A 15,444-nucleotide genomic window follows, 5' to 3' on the forward strand; every position below is an offset into this window, starting at 1 on the left:
TATCGCGATCAGCGCCTGGCGTTCAGCGCGACCACGTTGTCGGGCGCCTCCCCGGCAGAACCGAGAAAACGCTTGATGTTGCGGGCGGCCTGACGGATGCGGTGCTCGTTCTCGACCAGCGCGATGCGCACGAAATCGTCACCATGTTCGCCAAAGCCTATGCCGGGCGCGACCGCGACATCGGCCTTCTCGACCAGCAGCTTGGAGAATTCCAGCGAACCGAGGTGGCGGAACGATTCCGGGATCGGCGCCCAGGCAAACATCGTCGCTGCCGGCGCCGGGATTTGCCAGCCCGCACGCGCGAACGCATCCACCATCACGTCCCGACGACGATGGTAGACCCCCTCACCTCATCGACGTCCGAGCCGTCGCCGTTCAGCGCCGCCGTCGCGGCCACCTGGATAGGCGTGAACGCGCCATAGTCGAGATACGACTTCACCCGCGTCAGCGCCGCGATCAGCCGCTCGTTGCCGACCGCGAAGCCCATGCGCCAGCCGGGCATGGAAAAGGTCTTGGACATCGAGGTGAACTCGACTGCGACATCAAGAGCGCCCGGCACCTGCAGAATGGACGGCGGTGGCGCGCCGTCGAAATAGATCTCCGCATAGGCCAGGTCGGACAGAATGATGATGTCGTTCTTCTTCGCGTAGGCGACGACGTCCTTGTAGAAGTCGAGCGAGGCGACATGCGCGGTCGGGTTCGACGGGTAGTTCAGGATCAGCGCCAACGGCTTCGGGATCGAGTGCCGTACGGCGCGTTCCAGCGCGGGGATGAAATCGTTGTCCGGCTCGACCTTCATCGAACGGATAACGCCACCCGACATGATGAAGCCGAACGCATGGATCGGATAGGTCGGGTTCGGGCACAGAACGACATCACCCGGCGCGGTGATCGCCTGCGCCATGTTGGCGAAGCCTTCTTTGGAGCCGAGCGTGGCAACGATCTGCCGCTCGGGGTCGAGCTTCACCCCGAAACGGCGGGCATAATAGGCCGCCTGCGCGCGCCGCAGACCGGGAATGCCACGCGACGACGAGTAGCGGTGCGTACGCGGGTCACGCACCACGTCGCAAAGCTTGTCGACGATCGATTTCGGCGTCGGCAGGTCGGGATTGCCCATCCCAAGGTCGATGATGTCGGCACCATTGGCTCGTGCCGCGCCTTTGAGGCGATTGACCTGCTCGAACACGTAGGGCGGTAGCCGACGAACCTTGTGAAACTCTTCCATGGGGAGATCCCGTTGCATGGGGGCGTTAGGACGCGGCCTATACACCCGTTTGGGGAATCGGTCGATAGCGTCACTCGCCTTCGATTTCGCGCAGGGCCTCGGCTGCGTGGCTGCGCCCCAGCCGGCGAAGCTCGGCGCTGCTGTTCGGCGCGGAGCCCCGTCCCTGCGCCGCCACCTGCGCGCGCTTTTCGCGAAGTTCGCTCGCGGTTTCGGACCTCTGCCGCGACGTGATCTGGGATGCGGCGGGCTTGGGTATGATATTGAGATTGGGATAGGTGCCGGGCTGCGAAAAAGCAGGCCCCGTATCGGCGGGTGCCATGCCTGCGGCCGACTGCGTGTCGGCGGCGGCGGGTTGCGGCTGCAGCGCGGCCTCCGGCACCGCATCGGCGAAATTGGTTGTCGTGCAGCCGGCAAGCGCAATCGCCATAGCGGCGCCGCCGAATGCAAAAATGTCGAGGATACGCCGCGCTGTCATTCTTCCACCTTATGGCACTTATAGATGCTCGGGCCGACACGCACCAGCGGTATGCTGCCCTTGGGTCCCATGGTATTGTGTCAACAAAACGCTCCAGGGAGGACGGACGTATAGCATGGCCAAAAGCGACGATTCGGGCAGCGACCAGAAAAAACAACACTCTTCGGTCGATCAGTATCTGGTCAAGGACCCGGAACGCTTTGCCGTCAACCTTGCACGCGCCGTAGAAGAAGCCGGCAAGGCTGCCGCCGCATGGACCGGACCGCGCGAGAAGGGTGAAGTGCGCGACACCATGGCCGAGCCGATGACCGACATGGTCAAGACTTTCTCCAAGCTGACCGAATACTGGCTCTCCGATCCCGCCCGCGCGCTCGAGGCCCAGACGAGGCTCTTCTCCGGCTATATGGATGTCTGGTCGAACGCGATCCGGCGCATGAACGACACCGAAATCGAGGACGCCGTGAAGCCCGAGAAGGGCGACAAGCGCTTCCAGGACCCGGAATGGGGCCAGAACGCCTTCTTCGACTTCATCAAGCAGGCCTATCTGGTCACCTCTCGCTGGGCCGGCGACCTGGTGGAACACGCGAGGGGCTGGACGACCACACGCGCCACAAGGCGCAGTTCTACGTGAGGCAGATCACCCAGGCGATCTCGCCGTCCAACTTCCTGCTCACCAACCCGGAAATCTTCCGCGAGACGGTGGCGAGCAACGGCGAGAACCTGGTGCGCGGCATGAAGATGCTGGCCGAGGACATCGCCGCCGGCCATGGCGACCTCAAGCTCAGGCAGGCCGATAATTCCAGCTTCGAGGTCGGCAGGAATATCGCGACGACCCCCGGCAAGGTGATCGCGCGCAGCGACGTCGCCGAGATCATCCAGTACGAGCCGTCGACCGACAAGGTGCTCAAGCGCCCGCTGCTGATCTGTCCGCCCTGGATCAACAAGTTCTACATTCTCGACCTCAACCCGGAGAAATCCTTCATCCGCTGGGCGGTCGAACAGGGTCATTCGGTCTTCGTCATCTCCTGGGTCAACCCCGACCAGCGCCACGGGCGCAAGGACTGGGAGGCCTATATCCGCGAAGGCATCCAGTTCGGGCTGGACACGGTCGAGGAAGCGACCGGCGAGCGCGAGGTCAACGCGATTGGTTATTGCGTCGGCGGCACGCTGCTGGCGGCTGCCCTGGCGCTGATGGCGCGCGAGGGCGACGAGCGGATCAAATCCGTCACCTTCTTCACCACGCAGGTCGACTTCACCTATGCCGGCGACCTTAAGGTCTTCGTCGACGAGGAGCAGATCGCAGCGCTCGAGCGGTCGATGGAAGGCAAGGGTTTTCTGGACGGCACGAAGATGGCGACGGCCTTCAACATGCTGCGCGCCGGCGATCTCATCTGGCCCTATGTCGTCAACAACTACATGCGCGGCAAGGAGCCGATGCCGTTCGACCTGCTCTACTGGAACTCCGATTCCACGCGGATGAGCGCGGCAAACCACTCCTTCTACCTGCGCAACTGCTATCTCGAAAACAATCTGATCCAGGGAAAGATGAAGCTTGCCGGCCGCACCCTGTCGCTGGCCGATGTGACGATCCCCGTCTACAACCTCGCCGCGCGCGAGGATCACATCGCCCCGGCCCGCTCGGTGTTCCTCGGCTGCCGCTTCTTCGGCGGCGAGGTCGACTATGTGATGGCCGGCTCCGGCCACATCGCAGGCGTCGTAAACCCGCCCGCGGCGAAGAAGTACCAGCACTGGACCGGCGGCAAGCCGGAAGGCGACTTCGAAGGTTGGGTCGCCAACGCCACCGAGAATCCCGGCTCGTGGTGGCCGCACTGGCAAGCCTGGATCGAAAAGCAGGACGCCAGCACGAGCAAGGCGCGCAAGCCCGGCGGCACGAAGCTGAAACCGATCGCCGATGCACCGGGCGAATACGTCCGGGTGCGGGTGTAGGCGCTGCCCGTCGGCTATGGCTGCAGCCCCGTTCCTTGGAATGCGGCGACTTATTCACCATTCCGGCATGGATCCTCGGGTCAAGCCCGAGGATGACGAACCGGAAAAGTGACCTACCAAGTTCGTGTCCGCTGGCGATTGTCACGACTCTCAATGTCGTCATCCTCGGGCTTGACCCGAGGATCCATGCCGGAACAGCACATCTGGCACGGGGGCCACGGAAAAACACGTGACCTGACCATTCGACCAAACCTCATTTCGAGGTGGGTTGAGGCAAGCTGCAACGTCCTGCCTCGTTTTCATGCGGCCCTGAAACGAAAAAGGCCGCCCGGAGGCGGCCTTTTCATTGTCGGATGACAGCGCCGGTTATTCGGCGTCCTTGTCCTTGGCTGCAGCCTTCTTCTTGGGCGCGGCCTTCTTCTTTTCGGTCTCGCCGGCGTCGTCGCCAGCGTCCGCGGCCTTGGCCTTCGAAGCCTTCTTGGCCGGCTTCTTCTCGGACTTTGCAGTCTCTTCCTCGTCGTCAGCCAGAAGCTCTTCCTTGGAGACCTTCTTGTCGTCGACGGAGACGACGCCGAGCAGGTGGTCGACCACCTTCTCCTCGAACAGCGGCGCACGGATATTGGCGAGCGCCTGCGGGTTTTCGCGGTAGAAGTCGTAGACCTGCTGCTGCTGGCTCTGCGGAACGCGGCGGATTTGCTCGAACAGCGCGCGCTGCAGCTCGTCGTCGGAAACCTGCACGCTGGCCTTCTCACCGATGTCGGCAAGCACGAGGCCGAGGCGGACGCGACGTTCGGCAAGGCGCTGGTATTCGGCGCGCGCCTCGGTCTCGGTCGTCTCTTCGTCCTCGAAGGTGCGGCCGGCCTGCGCGAGATCGGCGTTCACCTGGGCCCAGATGTTGTTGAACTCGGCTTCGACCAGCTTGGACGGCGCCTCGAACTTGTAGGCCTCGTCGAGCGCGTCGAGAAGCTGGCGCTTCGCCTTCTGGCGGGTGACGGCGCCGAACTGGCTCTCGATCTGGCCGCGCACGATCTCACGCAGCTTGTCGGCGCTTTCGAGGCCGAGCTGCTTGGCGACGTCGTCGTTGATCTCCAGCTTGCCGGGAGCGGCGATCGCCTTCACCTTGATGTCGAACTTGGCTTCCTTGCCGGCCAGATGGGCGGCGGGATACTGCTCGGGGAACGTGACGGTGATCGTCGTCTCGTCGCCTTCCTTGACGCCGACGAGCTGCTCCTCGAAGCCGGGAATGAACTGGTTGGAGCCGAGCACGAGATCGGAATCCTCGGCCGCACCGCCCTCGAAGGCTTCTCCGTCGATCTTGCCGAGATAATCGAAGGTGACGCGGTCGCCATTCGCGGCCTTGCCCTTCTTCGGCTCGTAGCTGCGCGCCGAATCGGCGACGCGCTCGACCTGCTCGGTCACTTCCTCTTCCGGCACGTCATAGACGAGGCGGCTGATCTTGAGCGACGAAAGATCCTTTTCCTCGATCGGCGGCAGAACCTCGTAATCGAGCGAAAACTCGAAATCGGCATTGCCGGCCAGGATCTTCTCGGCTTCCTTCTCGTCCTCGGTCATGGTGACTTCTGGCTGCATGGCCGGCTTTTCGCCGCGCTCGTCGAGGATCGACCGGGAAGAATCCGACAATATCTCGTTGACGACTTCGGCCATGAAGGACTTGCCGTACATCTTGCGCAGGTGCTGCATGGGCACCTTGCCAGGCCGGAAGCCGTTGATCCGGACCTTGTCCTTCGCCGAGGAGAGCCGCTCCATGAGCCGTGCTTCCATGTCCTTGGCGGGCACGGTCACCTTGATCTGGCGCTTCAGCCCATTGTTCAGCGTTTCGGTTACCTGCATCTCAAAACCTTTGTCTTCATCGACGCCGCCGGAGCGGCATACTGCCGTCCTGACCGCTGCAAACTCTTGGCCGGGGAGTGGCTCTGGTGCGGGTGAAAGGACTTGAACCTTCACGACTTGCGTCACGGGAACCTAAATCCCGCGTGTCTACCAATTCCACCACACCCGCTTCACGGGCCCTTCCGCCCTTGAAAGCGCGTGGTTCTATATCACCGGGTGCGAAGGGTTCAAAGGAAAATTGCCGCAAAAGACGGCTATTTTTTGCCGGTTTCGGCCGGACCGCGCAGACAACCTTATCGGAGCCGGCAAAGCGCAGCGGCAAGGCGTCAATAAAGCGGCTCTGCGTAGAGCATCGTTTCGCCGTCATGCAGCGACTTGATCTGTGCGGCGCCGTCGCTTGCGACGGCCACTGTCATGGTGAAGGCGCGCTCGCGAAGATTGCCTTCGATCGCCCGCCCCTCACCTTCGGGAACGTAGAAGCGCTCTATGCCGTAGCTGACATTGATCACTGTCGCCTCGTCATACCAGGACGATGTGGCAATGCCCCTGATGTCGAGTTCGCCGTCGGCAGGCGCGGGCTCCGGCTTCTCGTCGTAGCGAGCACCGACCGCTTCCCATATGCCGTCCTCGCCGGGTTTCAACCGCACGAAGACGGTGCGGTCGCGGCCGTTGCGCTCATCCTGTAGGCGCGCGGCGAACAGCTCGGTAGGTACGGACGAGATATTGTAGCCGATGGTGACATAGTCGCCGCGCAGCAGGTCGCGCGGGTCGACCGGCTGGACCGACAGCAACACCTCTTGACCGTTGCGCAGGATCGACGCGCGGCCGGCGATCATCGAGGCGAGAAATCCGATCTGCAGCGCGGCAACCGCGCCGGCGGCGATAAAGAGCGTACGGCGGTTCACAGCCACTCTCCTTCAACGACCTGCGGGCCGGAAAGCCGCCGCTCCAGCCGCGTGATGACGAACGCGAGCGCCGAAAGCACCAGCCCGCCGACAACGAAGAAGCCAGCGGTACCGAGCATAGTGCCCAGCATCACGAGGTAGATAAAGCAGATCTGGAAGATGAAGGCCGCATAGGCAAGCCAGCGCAGGGTCCTGCTTTCGCGCCCGGCCAGCAGCAGAACGATAATGATACCCGCGAAAGCCACGATCGACACGGCCAGGAAACCCTGCTCGTCGATCAGTTCCACCTGCATGATGCCGACACCGGTGAGAAAACCGACCAGCGCCTGAACCGGCAGTGCCGAACCAAGACTCAGCATCCGCTCGGCCTGGGTCGGTTGCAGCCGGCCAAACGCAAACAGTGCAACGCTGAGCGCAATCAGCACGATTGGCACAACGAAGGTCTCGTCGCGCGCATAAAGAAAGGCTGCGAACAGGAACAGCGACAGAAGCACCAGATGCCGCGCCGGCGCGCTGCGTGTCCAGAACGACAGAAGATAAAGCACGGCCGCGACCGCCAGATAGGCAGATGGCAATTGCAGCGCCCAGTCGTCGACCGCGTGCATGACCATCCATGCCCCACCGAGAAGCACCGCGCCGATCGTCAGCGCGCCCGAACGCAGCACGGCAGCTGCAAGCGCCGTGCCCGCGCACCACACGAAGATCGCCTGCCTCTCGTCGCCGGACATATGGTACATCTGACCGATGAGCGCGATCGACGCGCCGAACGCGGCCGCAGCCACCACCCACGCCGCCTCGCCGAAGGCTTCGCGACCGCGCAGTTTCATTTCCGCACCGCCCAAATAGCCGGCAGCAATGACGATAAACAGCATCGCCACCCGTGCCAGCCGGGGAATCGCTTCCCAGTTCGCTGCAATGAAGATCAGGATCGCGGCGGCAAACAACGCCGCGGCCATCATCGACAGGATGGAGCCGAACGAGATGGTTCCACCGCCGTTTCGCTCCACGTCAAGCGAAAGTGCATCGGCTGTTGCGGCATCGATCATGCCGGCTTCCCGCCAGCGCGCGATGTCGCGTTTGACTTTGGTCGCATAGGACGCCATCGGCCACTCCTTAGCCGGCAGGATACGCGCCGCCGTATCGAGGCACAAGCAGCGCGAATTGTGCCCGAATTCCGGCAACATAGACAGATCGGCCACGCTTCCGCCGCATAGGCTTAAATCCATTAATGTTGCATTGCACAAAACGCATTGGTGCTATGCAGCATCGTCACTTCAAAAGCCGATCGGGCGCGACTATCTTCCAACCATCGCAAGAACAAATGAACTCGAAGAAACGCTTATAGGTGACAAAATGAACCTGGTCCGCAACTACCGCAACTGGCGCCGCTACCGTGAAACCGTCAACGAGCTGAGCCGCCTGTCCAACCGCGAACTCAACGACCTCGGCATTGCCCGCGGCGACATCCCGTTCGTCGCCCGCAAGTCGGTCTAAAAAGAATTCAGGAATTTCGCCAGGGTCTACCTCCTCCCAGACCCTGACGGATACGGCCCGAGACTACCTCCTCCCAGTCGAGGGCCACCATAAAGACACCCGCCGGACCTCCTCCCCCGGCGGGTGTTTTTTGCGCGCAGATAGGCAAGGGCCCGATCCTTGCATTCGCCGCGTCCCCGGACTAATTCCCCTTCATGACAATCGAACCCGTTCACGTCGTCGGCGGCGGCCTCGCCGGCTCAGAAGCTTCCTGGCAGATCGCGCAGGCGGGCGTGCCCGTCATCCTGCACGAGATGCGCCCGGTACGCGGCACCGACGCGCACAAGACGGAGGGGCTGGCCGAGCTCGTCTGCTCCAACTCCTTCCGCTCCGACGACGCCGAGACCAACGCAGTCGGCGTGTTGCACGCCGAGATGCGGCTTGCGAACTCGCTCATCATGGCTTCCGGCGACGCCAACCAGGTGCCGGCCGGCGGCGCGCTCGCAGTCGATCGCGACGGCTTCTCGGATGCCGTGACGGCAAAACTCGAAGCGCATCCGCTGATCACGATCGTGCGGGAGGAAGTTTCGGGCCTGCCTCCCGTCGAATGGGACAAGACCATCATTGCGACCGGCCCCTTGACCGCCCCGTCTCTCGCCGAAGCCATTGCCGCGGAAACCGGCGCGGATGCCCTCGCCTTCTTCGACGCCATCGCGCCGATCGTGCATTTCGACACGATCGATATGGACGTCGCCTGGTTCCAGTCGCGCTACGACAAGGTCGGCCCCGGCGGCACCGGCAAGGACTATGTCAACTGCCCGATGGACAAGGCGCAGTATGACGCCTTCATCGCCGCCCTGCTGGAAGGCGGCAAGACCGAATTCAAGGAATGGGAAGGCACGCCCTATTTCGATGGCTGCCTGCCGATCGAGGTGATGGCCGAGCGCGGTCCCGAAACCCTGCGCCATGGCCCGATGAAGCCGATGGGCCTCACCAACGCCCACAATCCGTCAGTCAAGGCTTACGCAGTCGTGCAGCTCCGGCAGGACAACGCGCTCGGCACGCTCTACAACATGGTCGGCTTCCAGACGAAGCTGAAGCACGGCGAGCAGGTGCGCATCTTCCGCACCATTCCGGGGCTCGAAAACGCCGAGTTCGCGCGTCTTGGCGGGTTGCACCGCAACACCTACATCAACTCCCCCACCCTGCTGGACGGCACGCTGCAGCTGAAGTCGCGCCCCGGCCTGCGTTTCGCGGGACAGATCACGGGCTGCGAAGGCTACGTGGAAAGCGCTGCCATCGGCTTGCTGGCCGGCCGCTTCGCCGCAGCCGAGCGTCTCGGGCGGCAACCTGCCCTTCCCCGGTCACCACCGCCTTCGGCGCGCTGCTCGGCCACATCACCGGCGGCCACATCAGTTCCGACGACGAACCGGGCAAGCGGTCGTTTCAGCCGATGAACGTCAATTTCGGCCTCTTTCCTCCGCTTGAGCCCGGTACCAAGCTCAGGCCTGACGACTTCGAGGGCCGGTTCCGCGGCAAGGACAAGTCGATCGCCAAGAAAAAGGCCATGTCGGCCCGCGCACTTGCGGATTGCCGCGCGTGGCTGGGCGCTTCGCCAAGAGCCGAAGCGGCCGAGTAAGCAGACGATCGACGAGGCAGCAACTGTCAGGAGCAGGCAGCTTGCAGCACTAACCGCCGTTGATGCGCCGCAGGCCGGCTGCTAGTTCCTGACTGTCGAAAAAGGAAAGGCCGGTGCGGTTAGCCCGGCCCCCGCGAAAGCGGGTCCTGGCCTTCGCCCTCGGGCGCCGAGTCCCAAGACCTTGAACGCCGATGCATGGTGCATCGGCGAAGGTAGGGACTTGAAACATGCAACAACAGATTTCCGTCATCACCATCGGCATCAAGGATCTTCCGAGATCGCGCCGTTTCTACGTCGACGGCTTCGGCTGGACACCCGTGTTCGAAAACGAGGAAATCATCTTCTACCAGATGAACGGCCTGGTCCTCGGCACCTTCGCGAAGGCATCATTGGAAACGGACATGAACCGCCCCGGTCTGCTGACGCCCGGCGCGTTCTCGCTGGCGCACAACGTGACGGAGCGCGAGGACGTCGTTCCGGTCATGGACAAGCTTCTGGAAGCCGGCGGCCGACTTCTGCGTAAGGCGGACGCACCGCCGCATGGCGGTTTCCGTGGCTATGTCGCGGACCCGGACGACCACGCCTGGGAAATCGCCTGGAACCCGGCATGGCGCATCGATGACCGCGGGCTCGTCGAGTTCGGCCTCTAGTCAAAGCATGTCTCCCGAAAGTGGAAACCGGGTTCGGGGAAAGACATGCGTGAAAACAAGAACCTAAAGCGTGTTGCGCGTTCGCGGATTCATATCGACGACGTCATCCTCGGGCTCGTCCCGAGGATCTGCCAACCTGTCAGAGCAGTAGATCCTCGGGACGAGCCCGAGGATGACGTCGCTGAGGTGTTCGATGCGAATCGACGCGGCGCAGGTATAGAGCTCCTATCTGAATACCATCGGCAGCGACGCGCTTTAGAGTGGCGGTGCATCGCGCGATGCGCCGCCACGATTTCTTTATTCGCCGGCCGCGTCTGGCAGTGCGAAGGCGATCACGTAATCGCCGCGCTCCGGCGAGGTCCGTGCACCGCCCGCCGAAACGACGACGTACTGCTTGCCCGTTTCAGGCGAGGTGTAGACCAGCGGCGTGGTCTGCGCGCCCACCGGCAGCCGGTGCTTCCACACCTCCTTGCCGGTCGCCAGATCGAACGCCCGGATATTGTAGTCGAGCGTGCCGGCATAGAAGATGAGCCCGGAGGCGGTTGTCACCGGGCCGCCGACGGTCGGCATGCCCGTTGGCATCGGCACACCCATCTTGATGCCGAACGGACCGTTGTCCTCGACCGTGCCGAGCGGCACCTGCCAGGCGATCTGCTGGGTTTTCAGGTCGATCGCAGTCAGCGTGCCGTAAGGCGGCTCCTGGCAGGGAACGCCGAGCGGTGACATGAAGGTGACCTTGGCCGCGCCATAAGGCGTGCCGAGCTGGCCGGAAAGCCCTTCATGCGAGCTGCGCGCGTCCGCACGGTCCGCCTCCTCTCGTGGAACGAGCTGGATGCGGTGCGGCGAGCGGGTGTCGTTGAACACCAGATAGCCGGTCGGCTCGTGGATCGACGAGCTGCCCCAGTTCATGCCACCGTAGAAACCCGGCCACTGCAGCGTCGGCTCGATCCCCGGAGGCGTGAAATCGCCGTCGTAGCGCATCTTGCGGAACTCGATGCGGCAGTAGAGCTGGTCGAAAGGCGTCGTGCCCCACATGCGCGCTTCCGTCAGCGGATCGGCCCCGATTGTCGGCATGCCGACCGAATAGGGCTGTGTTTCCGCTGTCCAGTCGCCTTCGACCGCACCCTGCGGCGCCGGCCGGTCCTCGACCTCGAACACGGGCTCGCCCGTCTCGCGGTCTAGCACGAAGATCTGGCCGCGCTTGGTCGTCTGGATCAGCGCCGCGCGCGTACCGCCCTGCCCGTCCGGAATGTCGTAGAGCGCGGGCTGCGACGGCACGTCATAGTCCCACAAATCATGGTTGACGGTGCGGAAATGCCAGCGCTCACGGCCGGTCTGGATGTCGAGCGCGACCACTGCGGCGGTGTACTCCTCCGCGCGCTCGGAGCGATGCGCGCCGTAGAAGTCGGGCGTCGCATTGCCGGTCGGCAGATAGACGAGGCCGAGGTCGGCGTCGAAGGCAGGCGTGCTCCACACGTTCGGCGTGCCGCGCGTGTAGGTCTCGCCCTCCGGCGGGAAGCGGGTGATGTCGGGATTGCCGAGATCCCAGGCCCAGACGAGCTCGCCCGTTTCCGCATCGAAGCCGCGTACCACGCCCGAAGGCAGGCCGACAGCGACGTTGTCGACGACCCAGCCGCCGATGACGATGATGCCGTTGGCGACCGTGGGCGCCGACGTCTGGAAATAGAAGCCGGGGCGCACCTCGCCCATGCCGACCTTGAGGTCGACCGTGCCGTTTTCGCCGAATTGCGGGCATAGCTCGCCGGTTTCGGCGTCGAGCTGGATCAGCCGGGCGTCGATCGTCGAGAGCACGATGCGGCGCTGGCAGATATCAGTCTGCTGGGCGACCTCGGTCTCCTCCGGCTCGGCCGGGGCGGGTACCGCCGCCTGTTCTTCACCTTCCGGTGCCGGCTGCTCGCCTTCGGCGAGTTCCTCGGCAGCATCTGCTTCGGCGGCTTCGGCTGCGGCCTCTTCCGCAGCCTCGGCATCGCGGATCGTCTGCAGGCCAGCCGAGATGTTGCCGGTCGATTCGTAGTAGCCGACGCTGCGGCAACGCTGCCAGAGCGGCGATTCGGCCTGCGGGTCGAAACTCCAGCGCTCCTCGCCGGTATCGGCGTCGAGCGCGTGGACAACGTTGCGCACGGTGCAGACATAGACGGTGTTGCCTACCTGCATCGGCGTATTCTGGTCTTCGGCGCCCGAACCGGTCTCGTTGACGGGGAAGTCGCCGTGGCGAAACTCCCAGGCCACCTCGAGCTCACCGACATTGGCCGGCGTGATCTGGTCCGAGGGCGAGTAGCGCGTGCCGGCCGGCGTGCGGCCGTAGTGCTGCCAGTTTTCCGGCACGTCCGCGCTCTCGGCCACGACTTCCGGCGCGCCCGTCGCGGCCACGTACGGAACCGGCTGGAAGGCGCGATAGCCGGTGGCTGCAAGCGCCAGAACCAGCAGAGCGGCAGCGACGTAGGATGGCGTGCGGCCCGGCCGCCCACCGCCGCGCTTCAGCGAGGGTGCTGCCAGGAAGATGAGGATGCCCAGCACGGCCGGCGCGACCAGGCGCGAAACCAGCGGCCAGAACTGGAGCCCGACCTCCCAGATCGCCCAGATAATCGTGCCGAGAAACACCAGCAGGAAGAGATAGAGGCCGAGAACATGGTTGCGCGCAAGGAACCACGCCGAAAGCAGCAGTCCGGCCCCGGCAATCGCGAAATACCAGGAGCCGCCGAGCGAGATGAGCTGAATGCCACCGATCAGTAGGTAGCCGCCACCGACAAGCATGACGAGGGAGATGATGAGGACGGGCCAGGCGGCCCATCGCGATTGGACTGTTGCGTCAGCCATCAGTCGACCTTTCAGTTTGGCGCGCGCAGGCGCGCACTGCATTCCCTCCCATGGGGCATGCAATTACGCCGCTCATCCGGTGATGTCTATCGCAGCGCCAGGTTGTGGACAGACAAGCGACCTTGCGTGGCTCAATCGGCTGACGAAGCGGAAACCGCCGCTGACGAAGGCAATCCCGGCTTCCCCGCCTCGGCAGGATTGCGGCGCACATAGGCCGCCTTCAGGCTTTCGGATGTATCGCGAGAGCCGTCATGGCTCCAGCCGGGCGGCTGGAAAAGATAACCAAGCCGCTGGCGGACCGTCAGACCGGGCGACAGCGCATCCCTGACCATGCCGATCCATTCGTGGAACGCCACCTTCAGCGGGTTGAAGGTGCCGATGTTCTTGACGATGCCATAGCGCGGGCGATCTTCCTCGAGTTCCTCGACAAAGGTGCCGAACATGCGGTCCCAGATGATGAGCGTCCCGGCATAGTTCGCGTCGAGGTAGCGCGGATTGGTGGCATGGTGCACGCGATGGTGCGACGGTGTGTTGAAAACCAGCTCGATCGGCTTCCACATCTTGCCGATCGTCTCGGTGTGGATCCAGAACTGCCAGACGAGATTGAAGCCGAACACGAAGGCGATGACGGCCGGGTGGAAACCCAGCAGCACCAGCGGCGCCTGCAGCACGAACATGCCGGTGAACAGACCGGTCCACGACTGCCGCAGCGCCGTCGACAAATTGTAGTGCTGGCTGGAGTGGTGGTTGACGTGTTCCGCCCACACCCAGCGCACGCGATGCGCGATGCGGTGATACCAGTAATAGCGCAGGTCATCGAGCAGGAAGGCGACAACGAACACCCAAACCGATAGGCCGAGGTCGAAGAACCGGAACTGCCACAGCCACAGCAATGCGGTGTAGGAGACGATGCCGAGCAGGAGGCCCGAAACGACATTACCGGTGCCCATCAGCAGGCTGGTCAGCGTGTCGCGCGTTTCGAACTCGCCACGCGCGCGCCCGGTGCGCACAAGCCACAGCTCGATGAGGATGGCGGCGACGAAAAAGGGTATCGCAAGCTGCGTGACGGCCGGAAACTGGTATTCGTTCATCGGTCCTTCTCCCAAAGCGCGGCCTTACGCAGCGCGGCGAACGCGGACTCAACCGCCCTCGCCTCCTCCACATCGTCGAAGGCCAGGACACCGCCTCGCCATGTGAAGTCGCGCAATCGCACCCTCACGATAGCGTCGTTCGCGCGCGGCGTGCCGACAAGATCGTCGGCGGTCACCAGTCGTGTTAGAAATTTACCGCCCAGCGCGTGGACGATCCCGATCCGGCCGCCATTCAGGCCGAGGATCGCAGCGCACCGATCCTTGGTCAGCCAGACGGACGCAGGAACGAGATCGGGAAAATCCTCTGCAAAGCGCTTTCGCGCCGCTTCTTGGCCGTCCAGTTGCGCCCGAGCGCTGCCGCCGGTCAGGTGCACGGCAATCACGACGGCCGCGATGCCGGCAACGACGATGATGACGAGCAGCGTCAGGCTCATCCTGTGCATTCCCTCCCGGAGCCCGGCTCCACGCAGAATGCTAGCTTGGCGAGCGACACGACGTCAAAGAGGGAATTACCACCTATCCCCAACCGCGCATCGCGCGGCGCAGCAGCGTCCAATGGCGGCGCAACGCCGAAATGTCCGCCGGCTGCGTGGCCGCTTCATCACCGAGCGCGGCCACCCGATCGAGATAGGCTGGCGCCAGCGTGGCAGGCAGGAAGGCCGGCCGCAGCGCGGATGGCATGCCCCTCGCCTCCGCTTCAAATTGCGCCGCATGCTCGCGGCCGAGCGCAACCATCGCCGCAATCGCGCGCGCGGTCCCAGCCCGGTCGCTGCCGGCGAGGAAATCCTCGCGGCTTGTTCCGGCTGCAGCCAGAACATCCGCAGGCAGGTAACATTGTCCGCGCGACCGATGCAGCGGCAGCAGCCGCAACAACCCGGCAATCCCCTGAGCGCAGCCGGCATGGCCGGCGGCCGAGGCGAAACCGGCAGCAGCCTCTGGCGCAAGCACCAACCCCGCAAGCTGAATGAGGGCCGAGGCCGTCTCGCCGCAATAACCTTCGAGGTCCGTGCGGCTGGGCATCGGATCGTCGTAAAGATCGAAGACGCGCGCTTCGAGATAGCGGTCGAAGGCATCCAGCGGCAGGCTGTGTCGGGCGATGACGTCCGAGAGCGCCGAGGCGAGCGGATGGCCGGCCGTCGCTTGCGCACCGCCTGCAAGCGCGTCGCGCCACCACTGGATGCGGATTTCGCCCGGCAGCGGCTCGTGGATACGGTCGCGGATGCCGGCGATCTCTGCATTGAAGCCGTAGATAACGGCCAGCGCAGCAGCGCTTGTCGGCAGGCGCGTAGAGCGTCGACAGGTAGCGATCGGGGTCGCCCTGCCTAAGCGCTGAAAGGTCCGCGTCGGTAT

10 protein-coding genes, 1 tRNA gene and 3 pseudogenes are annotated in these 15,444 nt (G+C 63.9%); 4 read left to right on the forward strand and 10 right to left on the reverse strand.

Going from position 1 to position 15,444, the window contains the following annotated elements; translation table 11 throughout:
* Positions 1 to 8 precede the first annotated feature (8 nt).
* Both HK436_RS17290 and HK436_RS17295 read right to left on the reverse strand, forming a co-directional pair.
* Positions 9 to 1,225 (reverse strand): annotated as a pseudogene (locus HK436_RS17290) (LL-diaminopimelate aminotransferase).
* A gap of 70 nt (positions 1,226 to 1,295) precedes the next feature.
* Positions 1,296 to 1,700: a hypothetical protein gene (locus HK436_RS17295; protein ID WP_173191762.1), complete on the reverse strand. Its 405-nt coding sequence runs from the start codon at positions 1,698 to 1,700 to the stop codon at positions 1,296 to 1,298.
* 115 nt (positions 1,701 to 1,815) lie between these two features.
* Between HK436_RS17295 and phaC the strand changes: the two are divergent.
* Positions 1,816 to 3,647 (forward strand): annotated as a pseudogene (gene phaC, locus HK436_RS17300) (class I poly(R)-hydroxyalkanoic acid synthase).
* Between the two features lie 366 nt (positions 3,648 to 4,013).
* Here the strand turns inward: phaC and tig are convergent.
* From tig to HK436_RS17320, 4 genes are all read right to left on the reverse strand, one after another.
* A complete protein-coding gene (gene tig, locus HK436_RS17305) occupies positions 4,014 to 5,498 on the reverse strand; it encodes a trigger factor (protein WP_173191764.1) in 1,485 nt (494 codons plus the stop codon).
* A gap of 84 nt (positions 5,499 to 5,582) precedes the next feature.
* Positions 5,583 to 5,667: transfer RNA gene (locus HK436_RS17310), tRNA-Leu, on the reverse strand.
* A 157-nt stretch (positions 5,668 to 5,824) separates the two neighbouring features.
* The gene (locus HK436_RS17315; protein WP_173191766.1) at positions 5,825 to 6,403 is read right to left on the reverse strand and encodes a GDYXXLXY domain-containing protein; all 579 of its coding nucleotides are present in this window, start codon (positions 6,401 to 6,403) and stop codon (positions 5,825 to 5,827) included.
* Complete coding sequence (locus HK436_RS17320; RefSeq protein ID WP_312860622.1) at positions 6,400 to 7,602, reverse strand: DUF2157 domain-containing protein; 1,203 nt, start codon at positions 7,600 to 7,602, stop codon at positions 6,400 to 6,402. The genes HK436_RS17315 and HK436_RS17320 overlap by 4 nt, the downstream gene beginning before the upstream one ends.
* Positions 7,603 to 7,756: 154 nt before the next feature.
* Between HK436_RS17320 and HK436_RS17325 the strand changes: the two genes are divergently transcribed.
* The 3 genes and pseudogenes from HK436_RS17325 (at position 7,757) to HK436_RS17335 (ending at position 10,165) form a co-directional block, all read left to right on the forward strand.
* Complete coding sequence (locus tag HK436_RS17325) at positions 7,757 to 7,897, forward strand: DUF1127 domain-containing protein (protein ID WP_173191768.1); 141 nt, start codon at positions 7,757 to 7,759, stop codon at positions 7,895 to 7,897.
* Between the two features lie 194 nt (positions 7,898 to 8,091).
* Positions 8,092 to 9,515, forward strand: a pseudogene (gene trmFO / locus HK436_RS17330) (methylenetetrahydrofolate--tRNA-(uracil(54)-C(5))-methyltransferase (FADH(2)-oxidizing) TrmFO).
* 227 nt (positions 9,516 to 9,742) lie between these two features.
* On the forward strand, positions 9,743 to 10,165 hold the full coding sequence (locus HK436_RS17335; RefSeq protein ID WP_173191770.1) for a VOC family protein: 423 nt from the start codon (positions 9,743 to 9,745) through the stop codon (positions 10,163 to 10,165).
* A 297-nt stretch (positions 10,166 to 10,462) separates the two neighbouring features.
* On the opposite strand, the gene HK436_RS17340 is transcribed toward HK436_RS17335, so the two are convergent.
* The 4 genes from HK436_RS17340 to HK436_RS17355 form a co-directional block, all read right to left on the reverse strand.
* Positions 10,463 to 13,003, reverse strand: coding sequence for a membrane-bound PQQ-dependent dehydrogenase, glucose/quinate/shikimate family (locus HK436_RS17340; RefSeq protein ID WP_173191772.1), 2,541 nt, complete (start codon positions 13,001 to 13,003; stop codon positions 10,463 to 10,465).
* A 131-nt stretch (positions 13,004 to 13,134) separates the two neighbouring features.
* Positions 13,135 to 14,094, reverse strand: a complete 960-nt coding sequence (locus tag HK436_RS17345) for a sterol desaturase family protein (RefSeq protein WP_173191773.1) — start codon at positions 14,092 to 14,094, stop codon at positions 13,135 to 13,137.
* Positions 14,091 to 14,528 (reverse strand): hypothetical protein, encoded by a 438-nt coding sequence (locus HK436_RS17350; protein ID WP_173191775.1) that lies wholly within the window; start codon positions 14,526 to 14,528, stop codon positions 14,091 to 14,093. Before HK436_RS17350 ends, HK436_RS17345 begins: the two co-directional genes overlap by 4 nt.
* Before the next feature lie 82 nt (positions 14,529 to 14,610).
* Positions 14,611 to 15,444 carry a phytoene/squalene synthase family protein gene (locus HK436_RS17355; protein WP_312860684.1) on the reverse strand — a complete coding sequence of 278 codons (834 nt, stop codon included), beginning with the start codon at positions 15,442 to 15,444 and terminating at the stop codon, positions 14,611 to 14,613.

The sequence above is a fragment of the Neoaquamicrobium sediminum genome (assembly GCF_013240295.1).
Lineage (GTDB): Bacteria > Pseudomonadota > Alphaproteobacteria > Rhizobiales > Rhizobiaceae > Aerobium > Aerobium sediminum.

Excerpts from the sequence above, each read along its gene's own strand:
- tig (WP_173191764.1), bottom strand. The coding sequence starts at position 5,498 with ATGCAGGTAACCGAAACGCTGAACAATGGGCTGAAGCGCCAGATCAAG.
- HK436_RS17295 (WP_173191762.1), bottom strand. The coding sequence starts at position 1,700 with ATGACAGCGCGGCGTATCCTCGACATTTTTGCATTCGGCGGCGCCGCT.
- HK436_RS17335 (WP_173191770.1), top strand. The coding sequence starts at position 9,743 with ATGCAACAACAGATTTCCGTCATCACCATCGGCATCAAGGATCTTCCG.
- HK436_RS17325 (WP_173191768.1), top strand. The coding sequence starts at position 7,757 with ATGAACCTGGTCCGCAACTACCGCAACTGGCGCCGCTACCGTGAAACC.
- HK436_RS17350 (WP_173191775.1), bottom strand. The coding sequence starts at position 14,528 with ATGAGCCTGACGCTGCTCGTCATCATCGTCGTTGCCGGCATCGCGGCC.
- HK436_RS17345 (WP_173191773.1), bottom strand. The coding sequence starts at position 14,094 with ATGAACGAATACCAGTTTCCGGCCGTCACGCAGCTTGCGATACCCTTT.
- HK436_RS17340 (WP_173191772.1), bottom strand. The coding sequence starts at position 13,003 with ATGGCTGACGCAACAGTCCAATCGCGATGGGCCGCCTGGCCCGTCCTC.